Annotated in this window: 15 protein-coding genes; 11 read left to right on the top strand and 4 right to left on the bottom strand. The window is 63.3% G+C overall.

The window, feature by feature from the left end:
- Positions 1 to 125: 125 nt before the first annotated feature.
- The 4 genes from tpx to ABRP30_RS14000 all read right to left on the bottom strand — a co-directional run bounded on the left by tpx (position 126) and on the right by ABRP30_RS14000 (position 4,677).
- Positions 126 to 626, bottom strand: coding sequence for a thiol peroxidase (tpx, locus tag ABRP30_RS13985; RefSeq protein ID WP_267816216.1), 501 nt, complete (start codon positions 624 to 626; stop codon positions 126 to 128).
- A gap of 168 nt (positions 627 to 794) precedes the next feature.
- Complete coding sequence (locus ABRP30_RS13990) at positions 795 to 2,072, bottom strand: serine/threonine transporter (protein WP_267816218.1); 1,278 nt, start codon at positions 2,070 to 2,072, stop codon at positions 795 to 797.
- 252 nt (positions 2,073 to 2,324) lie between these two features.
- Entirely contained in the window at positions 2,325 to 3,521 is a 1,197-nt protein-coding gene (locus tag ABRP30_RS13995; RefSeq protein WP_267816220.1) for an amino acid aminotransferase, read from the bottom strand.
- A 130-nt stretch (positions 3,522 to 3,651) separates the two neighbouring features.
- Positions 3,652 to 4,677, bottom strand: a complete 1,026-nt coding sequence (locus tag ABRP30_RS14000; protein ID WP_267816222.1) for an Ldh family oxidoreductase — start codon at positions 4,675 to 4,677, stop codon at positions 3,652 to 3,654.
- 142 nt (positions 4,678 to 4,819) lie between these two features.
- Between ABRP30_RS14000 and ABRP30_RS14005 the strand changes: the two genes are divergently transcribed.
- From ABRP30_RS14005 to ABRP30_RS14055, 11 genes are all read left to right on the top strand, one after another.
- Positions 4,820 to 5,683 carry a MurR/RpiR family transcriptional regulator gene (locus ABRP30_RS14005; protein WP_241803567.1) on the top strand — a complete coding sequence of 288 codons (864 nt, stop codon included), beginning with the start codon at positions 4,820 to 4,822 and terminating at the stop codon, positions 5,681 to 5,683.
- A gap of 21 nt (positions 5,684 to 5,704) precedes the next feature.
- Positions 5,705 to 6,457 (top strand): transporter substrate-binding domain-containing protein, encoded by a 753-nt coding sequence (locus ABRP30_RS14010; RefSeq protein ID WP_267816224.1) that lies wholly within the window; start codon positions 5,705 to 5,707, stop codon positions 6,455 to 6,457.
- Between the two features lie 198 nt (positions 6,458 to 6,655).
- Positions 6,656 to 7,375, top strand: coding sequence for an ABC transporter permease (locus ABRP30_RS14015; protein WP_267816226.1), 720 nt, complete (start codon positions 6,656 to 6,658; stop codon positions 7,373 to 7,375).
- On the top strand, positions 7,372 to 8,082 hold the full coding sequence (locus tag ABRP30_RS14020; RefSeq protein ID WP_267816228.1) for an ABC transporter permease: 711 nt from the start codon (positions 7,372 to 7,374) through the stop codon (positions 8,080 to 8,082). Before ABRP30_RS14015 ends, ABRP30_RS14020 begins: the two co-directional genes overlap by 4 nt.
- 15 nt (positions 8,083 to 8,097) lie before the next feature.
- Positions 8,098 to 9,342 carry an FAD-binding oxidoreductase gene (locus ABRP30_RS14025; RefSeq protein ID WP_267816230.1) on the top strand — a complete coding sequence of 415 codons (1,245 nt, stop codon included), beginning with the start codon at positions 8,098 to 8,100 and terminating at the stop codon, positions 9,340 to 9,342.
- A 22-nt stretch (positions 9,343 to 9,364) separates the two neighbouring features.
- Complete coding sequence (locus ABRP30_RS14030) at positions 9,365 to 10,147, top strand: amino acid ABC transporter ATP-binding protein (RefSeq protein WP_324288779.1); 783 nt, start codon at positions 9,365 to 9,367, stop codon at positions 10,145 to 10,147.
- A 414-nt stretch (positions 10,148 to 10,561) separates the two neighbouring features.
- Complete coding sequence (locus tag ABRP30_RS14035) at positions 10,562 to 11,371, top strand: type 1 glutamine amidotransferase (protein ID WP_349975624.1); 810 nt, start codon at positions 10,562 to 10,564, stop codon at positions 11,369 to 11,371.
- A gap of 393 nt (positions 11,372 to 11,764) precedes the next feature.
- Positions 11,765 to 12,676 carry a 5-dehydro-4-deoxyglucarate dehydratase gene (kdgD, locus tag ABRP30_RS14040; protein ID WP_241803573.1) on the top strand — a complete coding sequence of 304 codons (912 nt, stop codon included), beginning with the start codon at positions 11,765 to 11,767 and terminating at the stop codon, positions 12,674 to 12,676.
- Between the two features lie 103 nt (positions 12,677 to 12,779).
- Complete coding sequence (locus ABRP30_RS14045) at positions 12,780 to 14,141, top strand: MFS transporter (protein WP_241803574.1); 1,362 nt, start codon at positions 12,780 to 12,782, stop codon at positions 14,139 to 14,141.
- Between the two features lie 77 nt (positions 14,142 to 14,218).
- Positions 14,219 to 15,772 carry a galactarate dehydratase gene (gene garD / locus ABRP30_RS14050; protein ID WP_267816236.1) on the top strand — a complete coding sequence of 518 codons (1,554 nt, stop codon included), beginning with the start codon at positions 14,219 to 14,221 and terminating at the stop codon, positions 15,770 to 15,772.
- A 174-nt stretch (positions 15,773 to 15,946) separates the two neighbouring features.
- The gene (locus tag ABRP30_RS14055; RefSeq protein ID WP_267816238.1) at positions 15,947 to 17,527 is read left to right on the top strand and encodes an aldehyde dehydrogenase (NADP(+)); all 1,581 of its coding nucleotides are present in this window, start codon (positions 15,947 to 15,949) and stop codon (positions 17,525 to 17,527) included.
- Positions 17,528 to 17,709: the final 182 nt, after the last annotated feature.

The raw sequence follows: 17,709 nt of genomic DNA on the forward strand, positions 1-17,709 counted from the left end.
GGCGCTGGAGAGTTCCGCAGCCGGAGCCGGGAACATAGCCTGCCCCAGGCTCAATGCCAGGCAGCGACGGGCCGCGTCAGCATCCCTGACTAGCCCCGCTGACTGGCATCAGCCCTATACGCTCCTTACTTCAATACCGCCAGGGCCGCGTCGTAGTTCGGCTCGTCAGCGATTTCGCCAACCAGCTCGCTGTGCAGCACCTTGTCGTTTTCGTCCAGCACCACCACGGCACGGGCAGCCAGGCCAGCCAGCGGGCCGTCAGCGATGGCCACACCGTAGTTTTCGAGGAACTCGCGACCACGCAGGGTCGACAGGTTCTTCACGTTCTCCAGGCCTTCAGCGCCGCAGAAGCGCGCCTGGGCGAACGGCAGGTCGGCGGAAATGCACAGCACCACGGTGTTGGCCACATCGTTGGCCTGGGCGTTGAACTTGCGCACCGAGGTGGCGCAGGTCGGGGTGTCGACGCTTGGGAAGATGTTCAGCACCTTGCGCTTGCCGGCGAAGTCCTTCAGCGACTTGTCGGCCAGGCCTTCACCTACCAAGGAAAAGGCGGGAGCCTGGGCACCGGCCTGCGGCAGCTCGCCGTTGACCTGAACCGGGTTGCCTTTGAGAGTCACTTGAGCCATGGACGAAATCCTTATGCGGGGTTTGAAAAGGACACTGAGTTAAGCATGAAGGCGCCCGGGTGCCTATGGGGTTAAATGAAATTGTTCTATTGCCTGACAGTTTTTGTGGACAAAAAAATGTCCGGGTTGCACCAGGCAGCCCGGACATTGATCAGCGCGAAGGACGGGTCAGCCCAGCAGGCCGTACACCACGGACGTCAGCGCGACCAGGCCAACCACCACAACGAAAACGTTGGACAGCGCGCCACTGTACTTGCGCATCGATGGCACGCGGCGGATCGCGTACATCGGCATCAGGAACAGCAACACGGCGATGATCGGGCCACCCAGCGACTCGATCATGCCCAGGATGCTCGGGTTCAGGGTGGCGACGATCCAGCACACCACCAGCATCAGCGCGGCGACCACACGGTCCAGCGCCTTGGCGCCCGGGCGTGCGCCGGTCTTGGCGATGATGCCCTTCAGGCCCTCGCTGGCACCGATGTAGTGCCCCAGGAACGACTTGGCGATGGCGACGAAGGCGATCAGCGGCGCGGCGAAAGCGATCGTCGGGTTACTGAAGTGGTTGGCCAGGTAAGACAGGATCGACAGGTTCTGCGCCTTGGCTTCAGCCAATTGAGCGCTGTCGAGGGTCAGTACGCAGCTGAACACGAAGAACAGCACCATGGCCACCATCAGCAGGTGCGCGCGGGCCAGGATCTGGCCGCTGCGCTCGTCAGCGTGGTCGCCATACCGGCGCTTCTGGTCCACGGCAAAGGCCGAGATGATCGGCGAGTGGTTGAACGAGAACACCATCACCGGGATCGCCAGCCACACGGTGTGCAGGAAAGCCGAGCCCGATGGCAACTGAGAAGCGCTATCGAGGATCCCCCCGGTCCAGTGCGGAACCAGGTAAAGGCCCAGCAGCGCCAGGGCGACGATGAACGGGTACACCAGCAGGCTCATGACTTTCACCGTGGCCTGCTCACCGCAGCGTACGATGGCCAGAAGACCGAGGATCAGCACGAACGACAATAACGCCCGCGGCGGCGGGGTCATGTGCAACTGATGCTCCATGAAGCTGGCGACGGTGTTGGTCAGCGCCACGCTGTAGATGAGCAGGATCGGGAAGATGGCGAAAAAGTACAGCACGGTGATCAATGCACCGGCCTTGATGCCGAAATGCTCTTGCACCACGTCCGTGATGTCGCCGTCACCACGCCCGGACAGTACGAACCGGGTCAGGCCGCGGTGGGCGAAATAGGTCATCGGGAACGCCAGTGCGGCGAGAATCAGCAGCGGCCAGAAACCACCGAGGCCCGCATTGATCGGCAGGAACAAGGTGCCTGCGCCGATGGCGGTGCCAAACAGCCCCAGCATCCAGGTAGTGTCATGACGGGACCAGCTGCCAAGGGCAGCCGGGGTCGATTCGAAGCGTTGATCAACGCTTGGGGCCTGCTCGTTCATTCCGGGTGCAACTCCACTCGCAAGACTGCAACAGGGCTGGGAATGGCGAAACAGAGGCCTCGCACACCCCAACCAGAAAAGAGGGGCGCGATTGTGCACTGAAACCGTGCGGATGCGAAGCCCCGCCCGAGGGACGGTTGCACTTGTCTTTACAAGCGGGTTGCACTATGAGGTCACCTTGGGGCGCTGTCGCGCCACAAGGCCGCTCCTGCGGGCGCTCGCGAGGCCTTGCAGGAGCGGTATGGCGCAGTGTTACTTCTGGACGGCAGCGAACGCTTCGGCCACCCGTTGCAGGTTGGCAGGGCGCAGGCCGGACATGCACACCCGGCCGCTGTCGATCAGGTACACCCCGAACTCGTCGCGCAGGCGACGGACCTGCTCGACGCTGAAACCGGTGTAGCTGAACATGCCACGTTGGCGCAGGAAGAACTGGAAGTCCTGGCCTGGCAGCAGCACGGCCAGCGCATCGACCAGGGCCTGGCGCATATCGAGGATACGCTTGCGCATCACCTCGACTTCAGCGGCCCACTTCGCATTCAGCGCTGCATCGCCGAGCACGCCAGCCACCAGCTGAGCGCCGAAGTTGGGCGGGCTGGAGTAGTTGCGCCGTACAGTCGCCTTGAGCTGGCCAAGCACGCTTTGGGTGGTGTCTTCATCGTCGCAGACGACCGACAGGCCCCCTACCCGCTCACCGTACAGCGAGAAGATCTTCGAGAACGAGTTGCTGACCAGGCAAGGTACGCCGGCCCGGGCCATTTCGCGGATGGCGTACGCGTCTTCCACCAACCCCTCGCCGAAGCCCTGGTAGGCGATGTCGAGGAACGGGATCAACTGGCGCGCCTTGACCACTTCCACCACTTGCTGCCACTGGTGCTGGGTAAGATCGGCACCGGTGGGGTTATGGCAGCACGGATGCAGCAGCACGACACTGTTGCCTGGCAATGTCTGCAAAGTCGCCAGCATGCCATCGAAGTCCACGCCACGGCTGGCCTGGTCGAAGTACGGATAGCTGTGCACCTTGAACCCTGCACCTTCGAAGATGGCGCGGTGGTTGTCCCAGGTCGGGTTGCTGACCCAGACTTCGGAGGCCGGGAAGTAACGCTTGAGGAAATCGGCGCCGACCTTGAGCGCGCCGGAGCCGCCGACGGTCTGCACGGTCGCCACGCGCTTGCCGGTCACGGCTGGGTGGTCGGCACCGAACAGCAGCGCCTGGATCGCCTGGCGGTAACTGGCCAGGCCTTCCATCGGCAGGTACAGCGAGGCCTCGTGGGCCACGCCGGCGATGCGTTTTTCAACGGCATCCACTGCTTCGAGCTGCGGCACCACGCCGGCCTCATCGTAATAAAGGCCGATACTCAGGTTGACCTTGTCGGCGCGCGGGTCGGCCTTGAAGGTTTCCATCAACGAGAGGATCGGGTCGCCGGCATAGGCATCGACATGTTTGAACACAGCGTGCAGCTCCTTGGATCAGGACAGTTCGGAAAGGCTCAGGTGAGGATACCCGGAGTCGGCGGGCAGGAACATCACCTATTGTGCAAGGTTGTCTATGCAAGATTGCACAGCGCTCATTTGCGGCATGTCAGCCCGCCAGCGTCTTGAGCGCCTGCAGCTCAAGCTCAGTCACCGCCACCCCTTCACGCTGGGCAATTTCCCGCTCCCGGTAGCGCCGCTCGCCCGGCATGCGCGACACCCCCACGGCCTGCATCTGCTCGACCAGCGCCCGGCTGCGTTGCGCAAACCGCTCGCCTTCGGCCTTGCTCGGGTCGATGACGATGATCAGCTGCCCGGTCCACGGTGTTTTCGCCCCAGGGTGGCTCGCCCAGTCGAATTCCCAGGAGAAATGCCCCCCAGTCAGCGCCGCCGCCAGTAGCTCGACCATCATCGACAATGCAGAGCCCTTGTGCCCGCCGAAGGGCAGCAGCGCACCGCCCTCCAGAATGGCCGTGGGGTCGGTGGTCGGCTGGCCGTCGGCGTCCACGCCCATGCCCTCCGGCAACGGCTGGCCGGCCCGCGCAGCGATCTGCACGTCCCCGTGGGCCATGGCGCTGGTGGCCATGTCAAAGACGATAGGGTCATGCCCCGCGCACGGCGCGGCAAAGGCAATCGGGTTGGTGCCGAACAACGGCTTGTGGGCACCGTGTGGCACCACACAGGTCATGCTGTTGACCACGCTCAGTGCCACCAGCCCCTCATCGGCAAACGGCTCCACATCGGGCCACAGCGCTGCGAAATGGTGTGAGTTGTGAATCGCCAGTACCGCGATACCGGCGCTGCGAGCCTTTTCGACCAGCAGTGCACGCGCCGCGGCCAGGGCCGGCTGGGCAAAACCACCGCCAGCGTCGACCCGAACGAAACCTGCCGCAACGTCGACCACCTGGGGTATCGCACCGCCATTCACCCAGCCGCTGGCCAGGGTCGAGACATAGCCAGGCACACGAAACACCCCGTGACTGTGGGCACCATCGCGCTGTGCGCTGGCGCAATTGTGGGCAAGGACGTCGGCCACTGCCGCACTGCAGCCGTGACGCTGGAAGATCGCTTGCAACAACCCCCGCAGTTCGGCGAATGGCATGCGCACGGCGGGGTGGGTGGAAGGTGCAGACATCTGAAGCTCCTTTCTTGGAATTGGAATGGCGACAGCGTGGGCAGCGACAAAAACTTTCCGGCATGTGACAGCTATCTGTCAAATGTTGACGGCATGACAGAAAACATCCATCTTCTGCTCACGCCTCGCCGGGAGCAACAGCATGAGCCAACCGATCAGACAACGCCTGGAACACAGCCTGCAAGCCGCGACTGCTTCTGGCCACAAGATCGCCAGCTACATGCTCGCCAATCTCCATGAGCTGCCGTTCCAGACCTCGGCCAGCATTGCCGCCAAGCTCGGCGTCAGCGAATCCAGTGTCGGGCGTTTCTGCCGCTCCCTCGGTTATGCCCATCTCAAGGCGCTCAAGCAAGACCTTCAGAGCGACCTGGGTGATGGCCCATGGCTGGTGGGCGACCGCCTGCAGGAATACCGCCAGCAGCACGACGACAACACCCGCGCAGGCAGCCTTGAACTGGAAATTGCCGCGCTGGTACGGGTGCATGAATACAGCCGCAGCGAACCCTGGCACACAGCCGCGCAGCGCTTGGCAGACAGGCCGCGGGTATTCATCGCCGGTTTCCAGACCGAGCGTGGTGTGGCCCAGTGCATGGCCCACCTGCTGCACTACCTGCGCGACGGCGTTCAGGTGGTCGACGGCAGCGCCGGGCACTTTGGCGAGGTGCTGCTCGGGCGCCCGGAAAACAGCGCGTTGGTGGTGTTCGAGGCGCGCCGCTATTCCCGCCATGCCCTGCTGTTGTGCCAGAAGGCCCGCCAGGCGGGCATACCGGTCACGCTGGTGACCGACACCTTCTGCGACTGGGCCGACGCCAATGCCGACGAGGTCTTCCGCATCCCCACCGAATTCAACCTGTTCTGGGAGTCCACCTCGGCCATGCTGTCGTGGGTGCACCTCATGGTCAACGAGGTCTGCAAGAAGCTCGGGCCTGATGTTGAAAAACGCTTGGAAGCAACTGCCGCTCTACATAACGAATTCGTCGGCTACACGACGGGAAAACAACAATAGCAAGAGTGCAAGAGGTGCGAGATGAACAAGACCATGGCTATGGTGGGTGCATGTGCCCTACTGCTGGCGGCTAACGCCAGCGCCGAAACCCTGCGCTTCGCCACCGAGGGGGCCTACCCGCCCTTCAACTATGTGGATGCCGACAACCAATTGCATGGTTTCGACATCGACATCACCCACGCCCTGTGCGAGCAGATGAAAGTCGAATGCACCCTGGTGGCTCAGGACTGGGAAGGCATCATCCCGGCCTTGATGGCACGCAAGTACGATGCGGTGGTGGCCTCGATGATCGATACCCAGGAGCGGCGCAAGAAAATCGCCTTCACCGACCACTACTACCGTACCCCGCTGACCGTTGCCGTGGCCAAGGACAGCAAGATCAGTGATGCGCAGACCACCTTCGAAGGCTACACCGTGGGTGCCCAGTCGTCCTCGACCCAGGCGATCTACGCCGAAGATGTGTATGGCAAGGCGGGGGCTGACGTGAAGCTCTACCCCACCATGGACGAGGCCAATGCCGACCTCGCCGCCGGCCGCCTGGACGGGGTGATCGCCGACAAGTTTCCGCTGCATGAGTGGATGAACAAGAACGGTCAGGATTGCTGCAAGGTGTTGGGTGACGTAGCCGGGACCAAGGCCGATGCCGCCATCGCCGTGCGCAAGGACGATGAAGCACTGCGCCAGCGCCTGAATACCGCATTGGCGCAAATCGTCGCCAACGGTACCTACCAGAAAATCGCCAGCAAGTACTTCGACTTCGATATCTACAACTGACTGTCAGGGCCCCATCGCTGGCAAGCCGCCGCAGATTTTCCAGGCTGTGGACCATCGCTGGCACCCGGCTTACCACCGCCTCAAGGCCTGCAAGGTATCGGTGAGGCAGGCTTGCCAGCAGCCCCAAGGGCGATGCGGTATCGGTGGGAGCCGGCTTGCCGGCGATGGGGCCCGGCTAGTGAACACAAGGGATATGCCATGCTCGAACAATTGTCCTTGCTGTCCTTCGCCAGTGGTGGCTGGGGCCAGGCGCTGCTGGCCGGCGCTCTGGTGACCGTGTCACTGGCCCTCGCCTGCCTGCCCATCGGCTTGCCTCTAGGGCTTGCCGTAGCCCTGGCGGCGCGCTCACGCAAGCGCCTGGTGCGCGCCTGGTCCACCACGTTCTCCACCGTGTTCCGCGGCCTGCCCGAACTGCTGACCCTGCTGATCATCTATTACGGTTGCCAGATCGCCGCCCAACAACTGCTGGCCGCCATGGGCTATCAAGGTGAGTTCCTGATCAATACCTTCCTGGCAGCGATGATCGCTTTCAGCCTGGTGTTCGCCGCCTTTTCCAGCGAAATCTGGCTGGCCGCTTTCAAGACCCTGCCCAAGGGCCAGCTTGAAGCCTGTGCGGCCCTGGGCCTGGGCAAGCGCACCGCATTCTTCAAGGTGGTACTGCCACAACTGACGCGCATTGCCCTGCCGGGGCTCTCCAACAACTGGCTGTCGTTGCTCAAGGATACCTCGCTGGTCTCGACCATCTCGCTGGTCGACCTGATGCGCCAGACCAACCTTGCGGTCAGCGTGACCAAAGAACCGATGTTCTTCTACGGGGTCGCCTGCCTGGGTTACCTGCTGTTCTCGGCGCTGTCGGGACGGGTATTCGCCTACATCGAACGGCGCAGCAACCGCCACCTGCAAGGAGCACGCGCATGAGTGCCGAACAATGGCTGAGCCTGGTACTGGACCCTGACCTGCTGGAGCGCTACGGCCCACGGTTCATCGACGGGCTGCTGGTAACGGCCAAACTGGTGGCGATTTCCTTTACCCTCGGCGCCGTGCTCGGCCTGCTGCTGGCCTTGGCCCGGATGTCGCGCAAACTGCTGCTGCAACGCCTGGCGGCCGGCTACATCTATTTCTTCCGTGGCTCCCCCCTGCTGGCCCAGCTGTTTCTGCTGTACTACGGGCTTGGTTCGCTGAAGGGCTTCTGGCAGGACCTTGGCCTCTGGTGGTTCTTCCGCGAAGCCTGGTTCTGCACCCTGCTGGCCTTCACCCTGAACACTGCCGCCTACCAGGCCGAAATCTTCCGCGGCAGCCTGATGGCAGTGGCCCCGGGGCAGTACGAAGCGGCCAGGGCTTTGAACCTCAAACGCGCCACCACCTTCTTCAAGGTCATCTTGCCGCAATCCTTGCTGGTGGCCATCGGCCCGCTGGGCAACGAACTGATTCTGATGATCAAGGCCAGCGCCATCGCCTCGCTGGTGACTATCTACGACCTGATGGGCGTGACCAAATTGGCGTTTTCGCGCAGCTTCGACTTCCAGATCTACCTGTGGGCCGCCGTCCTCTATCTGGTGATCGTCGAACTGGTGCGGCGCCTGCTCAAACACCTGGAGGCCCGCCTGGGCCGCCACCTGAATTGACCGAAGGATACAATCATGCATTGCCAGACCCTTGTCCTGGGCGCCGGTATCGTCGGCGTCAGCACCGCGCTGCACCTGCAGGCCCGCGGGCGCCAGGTGGTCCTGATCGACCGCGATGAACCCGGATGCGGCACCAGCCATGGCAACGCCGGGCTGATCGAACGCTCCAGCGTCATCCCCTATGCCTTCCCCCGCCAATTCGCAGCCCTGCTGCGCTATGGCCTGAACCGCCAGCCGGACGTGCGCTACAGCCTGCTGCACCTGCCCGAAGCCGCGCCCTGGTTGCTGCGCTATTGGCGGCAGTCGGCACCGGGGCGGCTGGCCGAGGCCGCAGCCGACATGCTGCCGCTGGTCCAACGCTGCGTCGAAGAACATGACGCCCTGATTGCCGCCGCGGGGCTCGAAAGCCTGGTTCAGACCAAGGGCTGGATCGAGGTGTACCGCGACCCGGCACTGTTCGAGCAGGCCAAGGCCGAGGTCAAGGGCCTTGCACGCTACGGCCTGCATTATGAACTGCTTGAACGTGATCAACTGCAGGCACGCGAGCACCAGCTCGACAGCGCCGTCGTTGGCGGCATCCATTGGCTCGACCCAAAGACCGTGAACAACCCCGGCGCCCTCACCCGTGGTTATGCTGCGCTATTCGTTCAGCGTGGCGGGCAGTTCTTGCATGGCGATGCGCGCAGCCTGCGCCAGGTCGGCAGCCAATGGCGGGTCGAAAGCCAGCGTGGGCCGGTCACGGCCGACGAAGTGGTGGCGTGCCTTGGGCCACAGTCGGCAGACCTTTATGAGCGCCTGGGCTATACGATCCCGATGGGTATCAAGCGCGGCTACCACATGCATTACAGCACCCGTAACGGCGCCCAGTTGCACCACGCGATCTGCGACACCCAGGGCGGCTACGTGCTGGCACCGATGGCCGCCGGCATACGCCTGACCACCGGCATCGAGTTCGCTGCCAGCAGCGCCCCGGGAAACGAAATTCAGCTCAAGCGCTGCGAAGCGCTCGCGCGCGCGTTGTTCCCGGCACTGGGTGAGCGTCTGGATGACACCCCGTGGCTGGGCCGTCGGCCCTGCCTGCCGGACATGCGCCCGGTGATCGGCCCGGCGCCGCGGCACAAGGGCCTGTGGTTCAACTTCGGCCACGCCCACCACGGCCTGACGCTGGGCCCCGTCACTGGCCGCTTGGTGGCTGAACTACTCACGGGCGAGCGCCCTTTCACCGACCCTGCGCCTTACAGCGCGGCACGTTTCGACTGACACCACGCGGGAGAACAACAACATGACCGCCCCTTTGAGCGTTGCCAGCCTTGCCCCTGAACACGACCCACGCCCGGTGCTGATCCGCATAGAGGGCCTGAACAAGCACTATGGCGCGTTCCATGTGCTGCGCGACATCGACCTGCAGGTGCGCGAAGGTGAGCGCATCGTGCTGTGCGGCCCTTCCGGCTCCGGCAAGTCCACCTTGATCCGGTGCATCAACCGCCTGGAGATTGCCGAACAAGGCAGCATTCAGGTAGCCGGCACCGATCTGGCCGCCAACACGCGCCAGGCCGCCCAGGTACGCAGCGACATCGGCATGGTGTTCCAGCACTTCAACCTGTTTGCGCACATGAGCGTGCTCGACAACTGGCTGCTGGCCCCCACCAGCGTGCGCGGCCTGTCCCGCAAGGACGCCGAGGAGCGTGCACGGATGTATCTGCGCAAGGTCGGCATCGAAAACCAGGCACACAAATACCCCAGCCAACTGTCCGGCGGCCAGCAGCAACGAGTGGCCATCGCCCGTGCCTTGTGCATGAAACCGCGGATCATGCTGTTCGACGAGCCAACCTCGGCGCTGGACCCGGAAATGGTCGCTGAAGTGCTGGATGTGTTGGTACAACTGGCGGGTACCGGCATGACCATGCTCTGTGTCACCCATGAAATGGGCTTTGCCAGGCAGGTTGCCGAGCGGGTGCTGTTCCTTGAAGGGGGGCAGATCATCGAAGACAGCCCGCCTCAGGTCTTCTTCAACCAGCCGCGCACGGCACGGGCCAACAGTTTTCTGGCACAGATCCTTCATTGAGGCCACTGGCCCTTTCGCCGGCAAGCCGGCCCCCACTGTGGAAATGAGCGCTTTCAAGATCAGCGCCCTACCTGTGGGAGTCGGCTTGCCGGCGATTAGGCCAGCAAACCCGGCACAAAGCCCCTTTATTGCACGGCTGCAATGACCCAACTGCGTCGTTAAATATAATTGACCTAACCCCCTGTCAAACCCTTGCCGCCTGAGGCTCGCAAGGCTTTTAGCCCCCGAATTCAGGCGCTTTAGCCCATTTCAGTCGTTTGACATATCGAACGGCTCTGGCAAGCTATCTACAAGCCCCGACCGGCATCGTCGCCTCTGACGAGCCGGCAGTGCTCGGGGCTTCAGGTAGCACACCAGGCCCCGCGCCGTGCACCTGCAAAACAACGGCAGGTCGAACCTGTCATAAGGTGACATATGTCCAACAGCAACATTGGCAACAAGCAACCTTCCCTGCGCAAACCCGTCGTCCTGATGACCATGGGCAGCCAAGAGCGCAAAGGCCATGACTACCAGGTCATGACCCACAAATACATCACCCCGCTGGTCGATTTCGCCGATTGCGTCCCGGTGTTGGTGCCCACCTGCTGTGGCGTCGATGACCTGGAGACCTATCTGGACATGGCCGACGGCGTCTACCTGACCGGTGCCGGCAGCAACATCGAGCCGAGCCTGTATGGCCAGGAAAACCAGACCCCAGGCAAAGGCCAGGACGTCAACCGCGACCTGTTCGATATTCCGCTGGTCAAGGCAGCGCTCAAGCGCGGCCTGCCCATCTTCGGTATCTGCCGTGGCATGCAGGAAATCAACGTCGCCCTGGGCGGCGACATTTACCAGAAGGTTTACGCTGAACCCGGCTTCAACGACCACCGGGAAAACCCGGAAGACCCGGTCGAGGTGCAATACGCTCAGGTGCATGGTGTGAAGATCAAGGCGGGCAGCTGGCTGCACGACGCCCTTGGCACCGACGAGATCCGCGTCAACTCGCTGCACGGCCAAGGCCTGCGTAACCTGGGTACCGGCATCGAGCCGATCGCCCATGCCGAAGATGGCCTGGTCGAAGCGATTCACGGTCCGAGCATTTCGCCCTTCCTGTTCGCCGTCCAGTGGCACCCGGAGTGGCAAGCGGCGAAGAATCCTGATTCGATCAAGATCTTCCAGGCCTTCGGCGACGCCTGCCGCGCACAGGTGCGCAAGTCCCAGATCAAGCGCCAACAGGCCGCCTGACCCTCAGCTTCGTTAGTTTTGATCGCGGGGCGGCGCAAGGCCGCCCCCGCTTCCCCGGTCACCCTCTGCTGGTCCCAGAACACTTCCCGTGGCTGCGGGCGGCGGGCTTGCGCCTGTCTCCGCGATCCTTTTTACCCCGCCAACCTAGAGATACGATGACTGTTTAGATAGTCGTCGTCAGACTTCCCGCACCCTCGCCTCCAGTGCAGCCCGCGTGGCGGGACTCGCAACGCCCCACACGGACCTCCGTCTCTATACCTACCATCCCTCCAGCGCCCCTCATGCTCGGAAAAATTTTGTGCAGAGGGACTAGTCATCGAACAGGTTGTACGATAACTTACCTCCAACGCAAAACAACACCCTTCACCCAAGCGCCACAGGATGCCAATAACAATGACTCCACAAGAACTGAAATCCATCCTCTCCCACGGCCTGCTGTCTTTCCCGGTCACCGATTTCAATGCCCAGGGCGACTTCAACCAGGCGGGTTACATCAAGCGCCTGGAATGGCTTGCCCCGTACGGCGCCAGTGCCCTGTTCGCCGCCGGTGGCACCGGTGAGTTCTTCTCCCTGGCCGCCAGCGAGTACAGCCAGGTGATCAAGACCGCCGTCGACACCTGCGCCACCTCTGTACCGATCCTCGCCGGCGTCGGTGGCTCTACCCGCCAGGCCATCGAGTATGCACAGGAAGCCGAGCGCTTGGGGGCCAAGGGCCTGCTGCTGCTGCCGCACTACCTGACCGAAGCCAGCCAGGACGGTGTCGCTGCCCACGTCGAAGCGGTGTGCAAGTCGGTCAACATCGGCGTGGTGGTGTACAACCGCAACGTCTGCCGCCTGAACGCCGACCTGCTGGAAAAGCTTGCCGAACGCTGCCCGAACCTGATCGGTTACAAAGACGGCCTGGGTGACATCGAGCTGATGGTGTCGATCCGTCGTCGCCTGGGTGACCGGTTCAGCTACCTGGGTGGCCTGCCGACCGCCGAGGTGTATGCTGCCGCTTACAAAGCCCTGGGCGTGCCGGTGTACTCCTCGGCGGTGTTCAACTTCATCCCGAAGACCGCGATGGACTTCTACCACGCCATCGCCCGCGACGATCACGCCACCGTTGGCAAGCTGATCGACGACTTCTTCCTGCCGTACCTGGACATCCGCAACCGCAAGGCTGGCTATGCCGTGAGCATCGTCAAGGCAGGCGCGAAGATCGCCGGTTACGACGCAGGCCCGGTGCGCACGCCGCTGACCGACCTGACCGCTGAAGAATACGAAATGCTCGCAGCTCTGATGGACAAGATGGGTCCGCAATAAGCGCACCCCGCGGCCTGCCAATGCCGCACCCGGAGTGGGCTACCCCCACTCCGACTAAAACTTGTGAGCCCGCACAAAAATAACTAGTGGGAGTATTGCCAGCATGCAAGCGACTAAAAAGACGCATGTGCGCTACCTGATCCTGTTCATGCTGTTTCTGGTGACCACGATCAACTATGCCGACCGAGCCACCATCGCCATTGCAGGCTCCAGCCTGCAGAAAGACCTCGGCATTGACGCCGTAACCCTTGGTTATATCTTCTCCGCCTTCGGATGGGCTTACGTTGCCGGCCAGATTCCTGGTGGCTGGTTGCTGGACCGCTTCGGCTCCAAGAATGTCTATGCCTTCAGCATCTTCACCTGGTCACTGTTCACCCTGTTGCAGGGTTTTGTCGGTGGTCTGCCGGTCGCCTGGGCAGTGGTCACCCTGTTCACCCTGCGCTTTCTGGTCGGCTTCGCCGAAGCGCCGTCGTTCCCGGGCAACGCCCGTATCGTCGCGGCTTGGTTCCCCACCGCAGAACGCGGCACGGCGTCGGCGATCTTCAACTCAGCGCAATACTTCGCCACCGCGCTGTTCGCCCCGATCATGGGCTGGATCGTGTTCAGCTTCGGCTGGGAGCACGTGTTCGTGGTGATGGGTGCACTGGGCATCGTGTTCTCCGCCGTTTGGCTGAAAACCATCTACAACCCGCGCCAACACCCGCGCATCAGCCCGCAAGAACTCGAGCACATCGAGCAGAACGGCGGCCTGGTGGACATGGACCAGAAGCGTGGCAACGACGGCCCGAAATGGGGCTACATCAAGCAATTGCTGACCAGCCGCATGCTGCTGGGTGTGTACCTGGGCCAGTACTGCATCAATGCCATCACCTACTTCTTCCTGACCTGGTTCCCGGTGTACCTGGTGCAGGAGCGTGGCATGACCATCCTCAAGGCGGGCATCATCGCCTCGCTGCCGGCAATCTGTGGCTTCATCGGCGGCGTGCTCGGTGGTGTGCTGTCTGACTGGCTGCTGCGCCGCGGCAACTCACTGACCTTCTCGCGCAAGCTGCCGATCGTCTGTGGCCTGCTGCTGTCGACCACCATGGTCTTCTGCAACTATGTCGAAGCGGAATGGATGGTGGTCGGCTTCATGACCCTGGCCTTCTTCGGCAAAGGCATCGGCGCACTGGGCTGGGCCGTGGTCGCCGATACCTCGCCCAAGCAGATCGCAGGGCTGTCCGGCGGCCTGTTCAACACCTTCGGCAACATTGCGTCCATCACCACCCCGATCGTCATTGGCTACATCATCAGCGCCACCGGCTCGTTCAAGTGGGCGCTGGTGTATGTTGGCGCCAACGCCCTGGTAGCGATCTTCAGCTACCTGGTCATCGTCGGGCCGATCAAGCGTATCGAGTTGCGTGAAGGTGCAAAGCCAGACGCTGAGCCTGCCGCCCCGGGCGAACTGGCTGACGCACGTCACTGAGTGAGCACGCCTGCGGCCGGCAATGCCGGTGCGGGCGGATGTACAAAGCCTGAGAACATCACGAACAGGGCCCGAACATGCAGTTGATCGAACATTCCGACTCGCCCCGCTACGTCCGGCTGCACGACGACGATAACGTCGTGGTAGTGGTCAACGACGGTGGCTTGGGTGAAGGCGCGCGCTTCCCCGATGGCCTGACCCTTGTAGAAGCCGTCCCGCAGAGCCACAAAGTGGCCACCGTGCTGATCGCCAAAGGCGAGCCAGTCAAGCGCTATGGGCAGATCATTGGTTACGCCCTGGAAGACCTGCGCCAAGGCAGTTGGGTGCAGGAAAGCCAACTGGCCATGCCGTCCGCCCCCGAACTGGACAGCCTGCCGCGCTGCGATGCAGTACCGGCGCCTCTGCCTGCGCTGGATGGCTTTACCTTCGAAGGCTACCGCAACGCTGACGGCACCGTCGGCACCCGCAACATCCTGGGCATCACCACCACCGTGCAATGTGTGACCGGTGTGCTGGAGCATGCGGTCAAGCGCATCCGCAGTGAATTGCTGCCCAAATACCCCAATGTCGATGACGTGGTCGCCCTCACCCACAGCTATGGCTGCGGCGTGGCGATCAACGCCCGTGATGCCTACATCCCGATCCGCACCGTGCGCAACCTGGCACGCAACCCCAACCTGGGTGGCGAAGCGCTGGTCATCAGCCTGGGCTGCGAGAAGCTGCAGGCCGGCCAGGTGATGCACGACAACGACCCCTCGGTGGACCTCAGCGAGCCGTGGCTGTATCGCCTGCAGGACGCCAGCCTTGGCTTTAGCGAAATGATCGAACAGATCATGGGCCTGGCCGAGACGCGCTTGCAAAAGCTCGACAAGCGCCGCCGCCAGACCGTGCCGGCCAGTGAGCTGATCCTGGGCATGCAGTGCGGCGGCAGCGATGCATTCTCCGGCATCACCGCCAACCCGGCGCTGGGCTATGCCGCCGACCTGCTGGTGCGGGCCGGCGCCACCGTACTGTTCTCGGAGGTTACCGAGGTGCGCGACGCCATCTACATGCTCACCTCCCGCGCGGAAAACCAGGCGGTCGCCGACGCACTGGTGCGCGAGATGGACTGGTACGACCGTTACCTGCAGCAAGGTGCTGCCGACCGCAGCGCCAACACGACGCCAGGCAACAAGAAAGGCGGCCTGTCCAATATCGTCGAAAAATCCCTGGGCTCGATCGTCAAGTCCGGCAGCGGCGCCATTCAGGGCGTGCTCGGCCCAGGCGAGCGGGTGAACCGCAAAGGCCTGATCTTCTGCGCAACGCCCGCCAGCGACTTTGTCTGCGGCACGCTGCAGTTGGCGGCCGGGATGAACCTGCACGTATTCACTACGGGTCGCGGTACCCCCTACGGCCTGGCCATGGCGCCGGTGGTCAAGGTGTGCACCCGCACCGAACTGGCCCAACGCTGGCCGGACCTGATCGACATTGACGCCGGGCGCATTGCCAGTGGTCGTTCAAGCATCGAGGAACTGGGCTGGGAGTTGTTCCACTACTACCTGGACGTGGCCAGTGGCCGCAAGCAGACCTGGGCAGAACAACACCGGCTGCACAACGACATCACCCTGTTCAACCCGGCGCCAATCACCTGATGGTTCGGCCTTGCCCGGTATGCAAATGGCGCGCGCTCGCCTGTGGGAGCCGGCTTGCCGGCGATGCAGGCTGTGCGGTGCAGGGCACGGGCTTGGCCAGTGATCACCGGTACGCCGGCTCGCACAGGTCAGGCGCCCTTTACTGATCAACCCTTCCAAACACAGGAGCACACCATGCCTGAGATTCTTGGCCACAACTTCATCGCCGGCCAGCGCAGCGCCGCTGGCGCGCAACGCCTGCAGAGCCTGGACGCCACCACGGGCGAGGCCCTGCCCTACAGCTTCGCCCAAGCCACCGAGGCCGAGGTGGACCAGGCGGCCCAAGCGGCGGCAGCGGCCTTTGCCGAATTCCGCCAGCTGGCCCCGGCACGTCGTGCCGAGTTCCTCGATGCCATCGCTGCCGAACTGGACGAGCTGGACGACGCATTCGTCGCCGTAGTCTGCCGTGAAACCGCCCTGCCCGCCGGGCGCATCCAAGGTGAGCGAGGCCGCACCAGCGGCCAGATGCGCCTGTTCGCCCAGGTACTGCGCCGTGGCGACTACCTTGGTGCACGCATTGACCTGGCCCTGCCTGAACGCCAGCCGCTGCCCCGCGTAGACCTGCGCCAGATGCGCATCGGCGTCGGCCCGGTCGCCGTGTTCGGCGCCAGCAACTTCCCACTGGCCTTCTCCACCGCGGGCGGTGATACCGCTGCAGCCTTCGCCGCCGGTTGCCCGGTGGTGTTCAAGGCACACAGCGGCCACATGGCCACTGCCGACCTGGTCGCGGCGGCCATCGTTCGCGCTGCCGAACGCACCGGCATGCCCAAGGGTGTATTCAACATGGTGTTTGGCGGTGGCGTGGGTGAGTGGCTGGTCAAGCACCCGGCCATCCAGGCGGTCGGCTTCACCGGTTCGCTCAAGGGCGGGGACGCACTGTGCCGCATGGCCGCAGAGCGCCCGCAACCCATCCCGGTATTCGCCGAAATGTCGAGCATCAACCCGGTGATCATCCTCCCGGGCGCGCTGGCCAAACGTGGCGACGCCATTGCCCGCGAGCTGGCCGGCTCCGTGTGCCTGGGTGCTGGCCAGTTCTGCACCAACCCGGGCCTGGTCATCGGCCTGCAATCGCCACAGTTCAGCCAGTTGCTCACCGACCTCGGCCAGCACCTGGACCAGCAAGCCGGCCAGACCCTGCTCAATGCCGGTGGCTTGCGCAGCTACGTGAGCGGCCTGGAGCACCTGCAGGCCCACGCCGGCATCGAACACCTGGCAGGCCAGCCTCAGGAAGGCAGCCAGGCGCGTGCACAGCTGTTCAAGGCTGACGCCCGCTTGCTGGTGGACGCCGACCCGCTGCTGCAGGAAGAAGTGTTTGGCCCGACCACCGTTGCCGTTGAAGCCCAGGACACCGCGCAGTTGCGCGCCGCCCTGCTCGGCTTGCGTGGTCAGCTGACCGCTACGCTGATCGGTGAGCCTGAAGACTTCGAAGCATTTGCCTGGCTGGTACCGCTGCTGGAAGAAAAGGTTGGCCGCATCCTGATCAATGGCTACCCGACCGGCGTGGAAGTGTGCGATGCCATGGTCCACGGCGGGCCGTACCCAGCCACCTCCGATGCCCGCGGTACGTCAGTCGGCACCCTGGCCATCGACCGCTTCCTGCGCCCGGTGTGCTACCAGAACTATCCGCAGTCGCTACTGCCCGAGGCACTGCGTGACAACAACCCGCTGGGCCTGCGCCGCCTGGTGAATGGGCAATGGAGTGACGGCGCGCTCTGAATGCTCTGATGCGATTAAAAGCCCCGTATTTACGGGGCTTTCTTTTAACGCTTGCATTGGATTTACCGGCCCTATCGCCGGCAAGCCGGCTCCCACCGCGACCGCGCAGATCTTCAGGCCTGCGCTTACCCGTGGAAGCATCTGGCTTGCTCAACTGCTAAAAGCTGACGCAAATCCCTGTG

The sequence above is a fragment of the Pseudomonas sp. WHRI 8519 genome (assembly GCF_040224055.2).
In the GTDB taxonomy this organism is placed as follows: domain Bacteria; phylum Pseudomonadota; class Gammaproteobacteria; order Pseudomonadales; family Pseudomonadaceae; genus Aquipseudomonas; species Aquipseudomonas putida_X.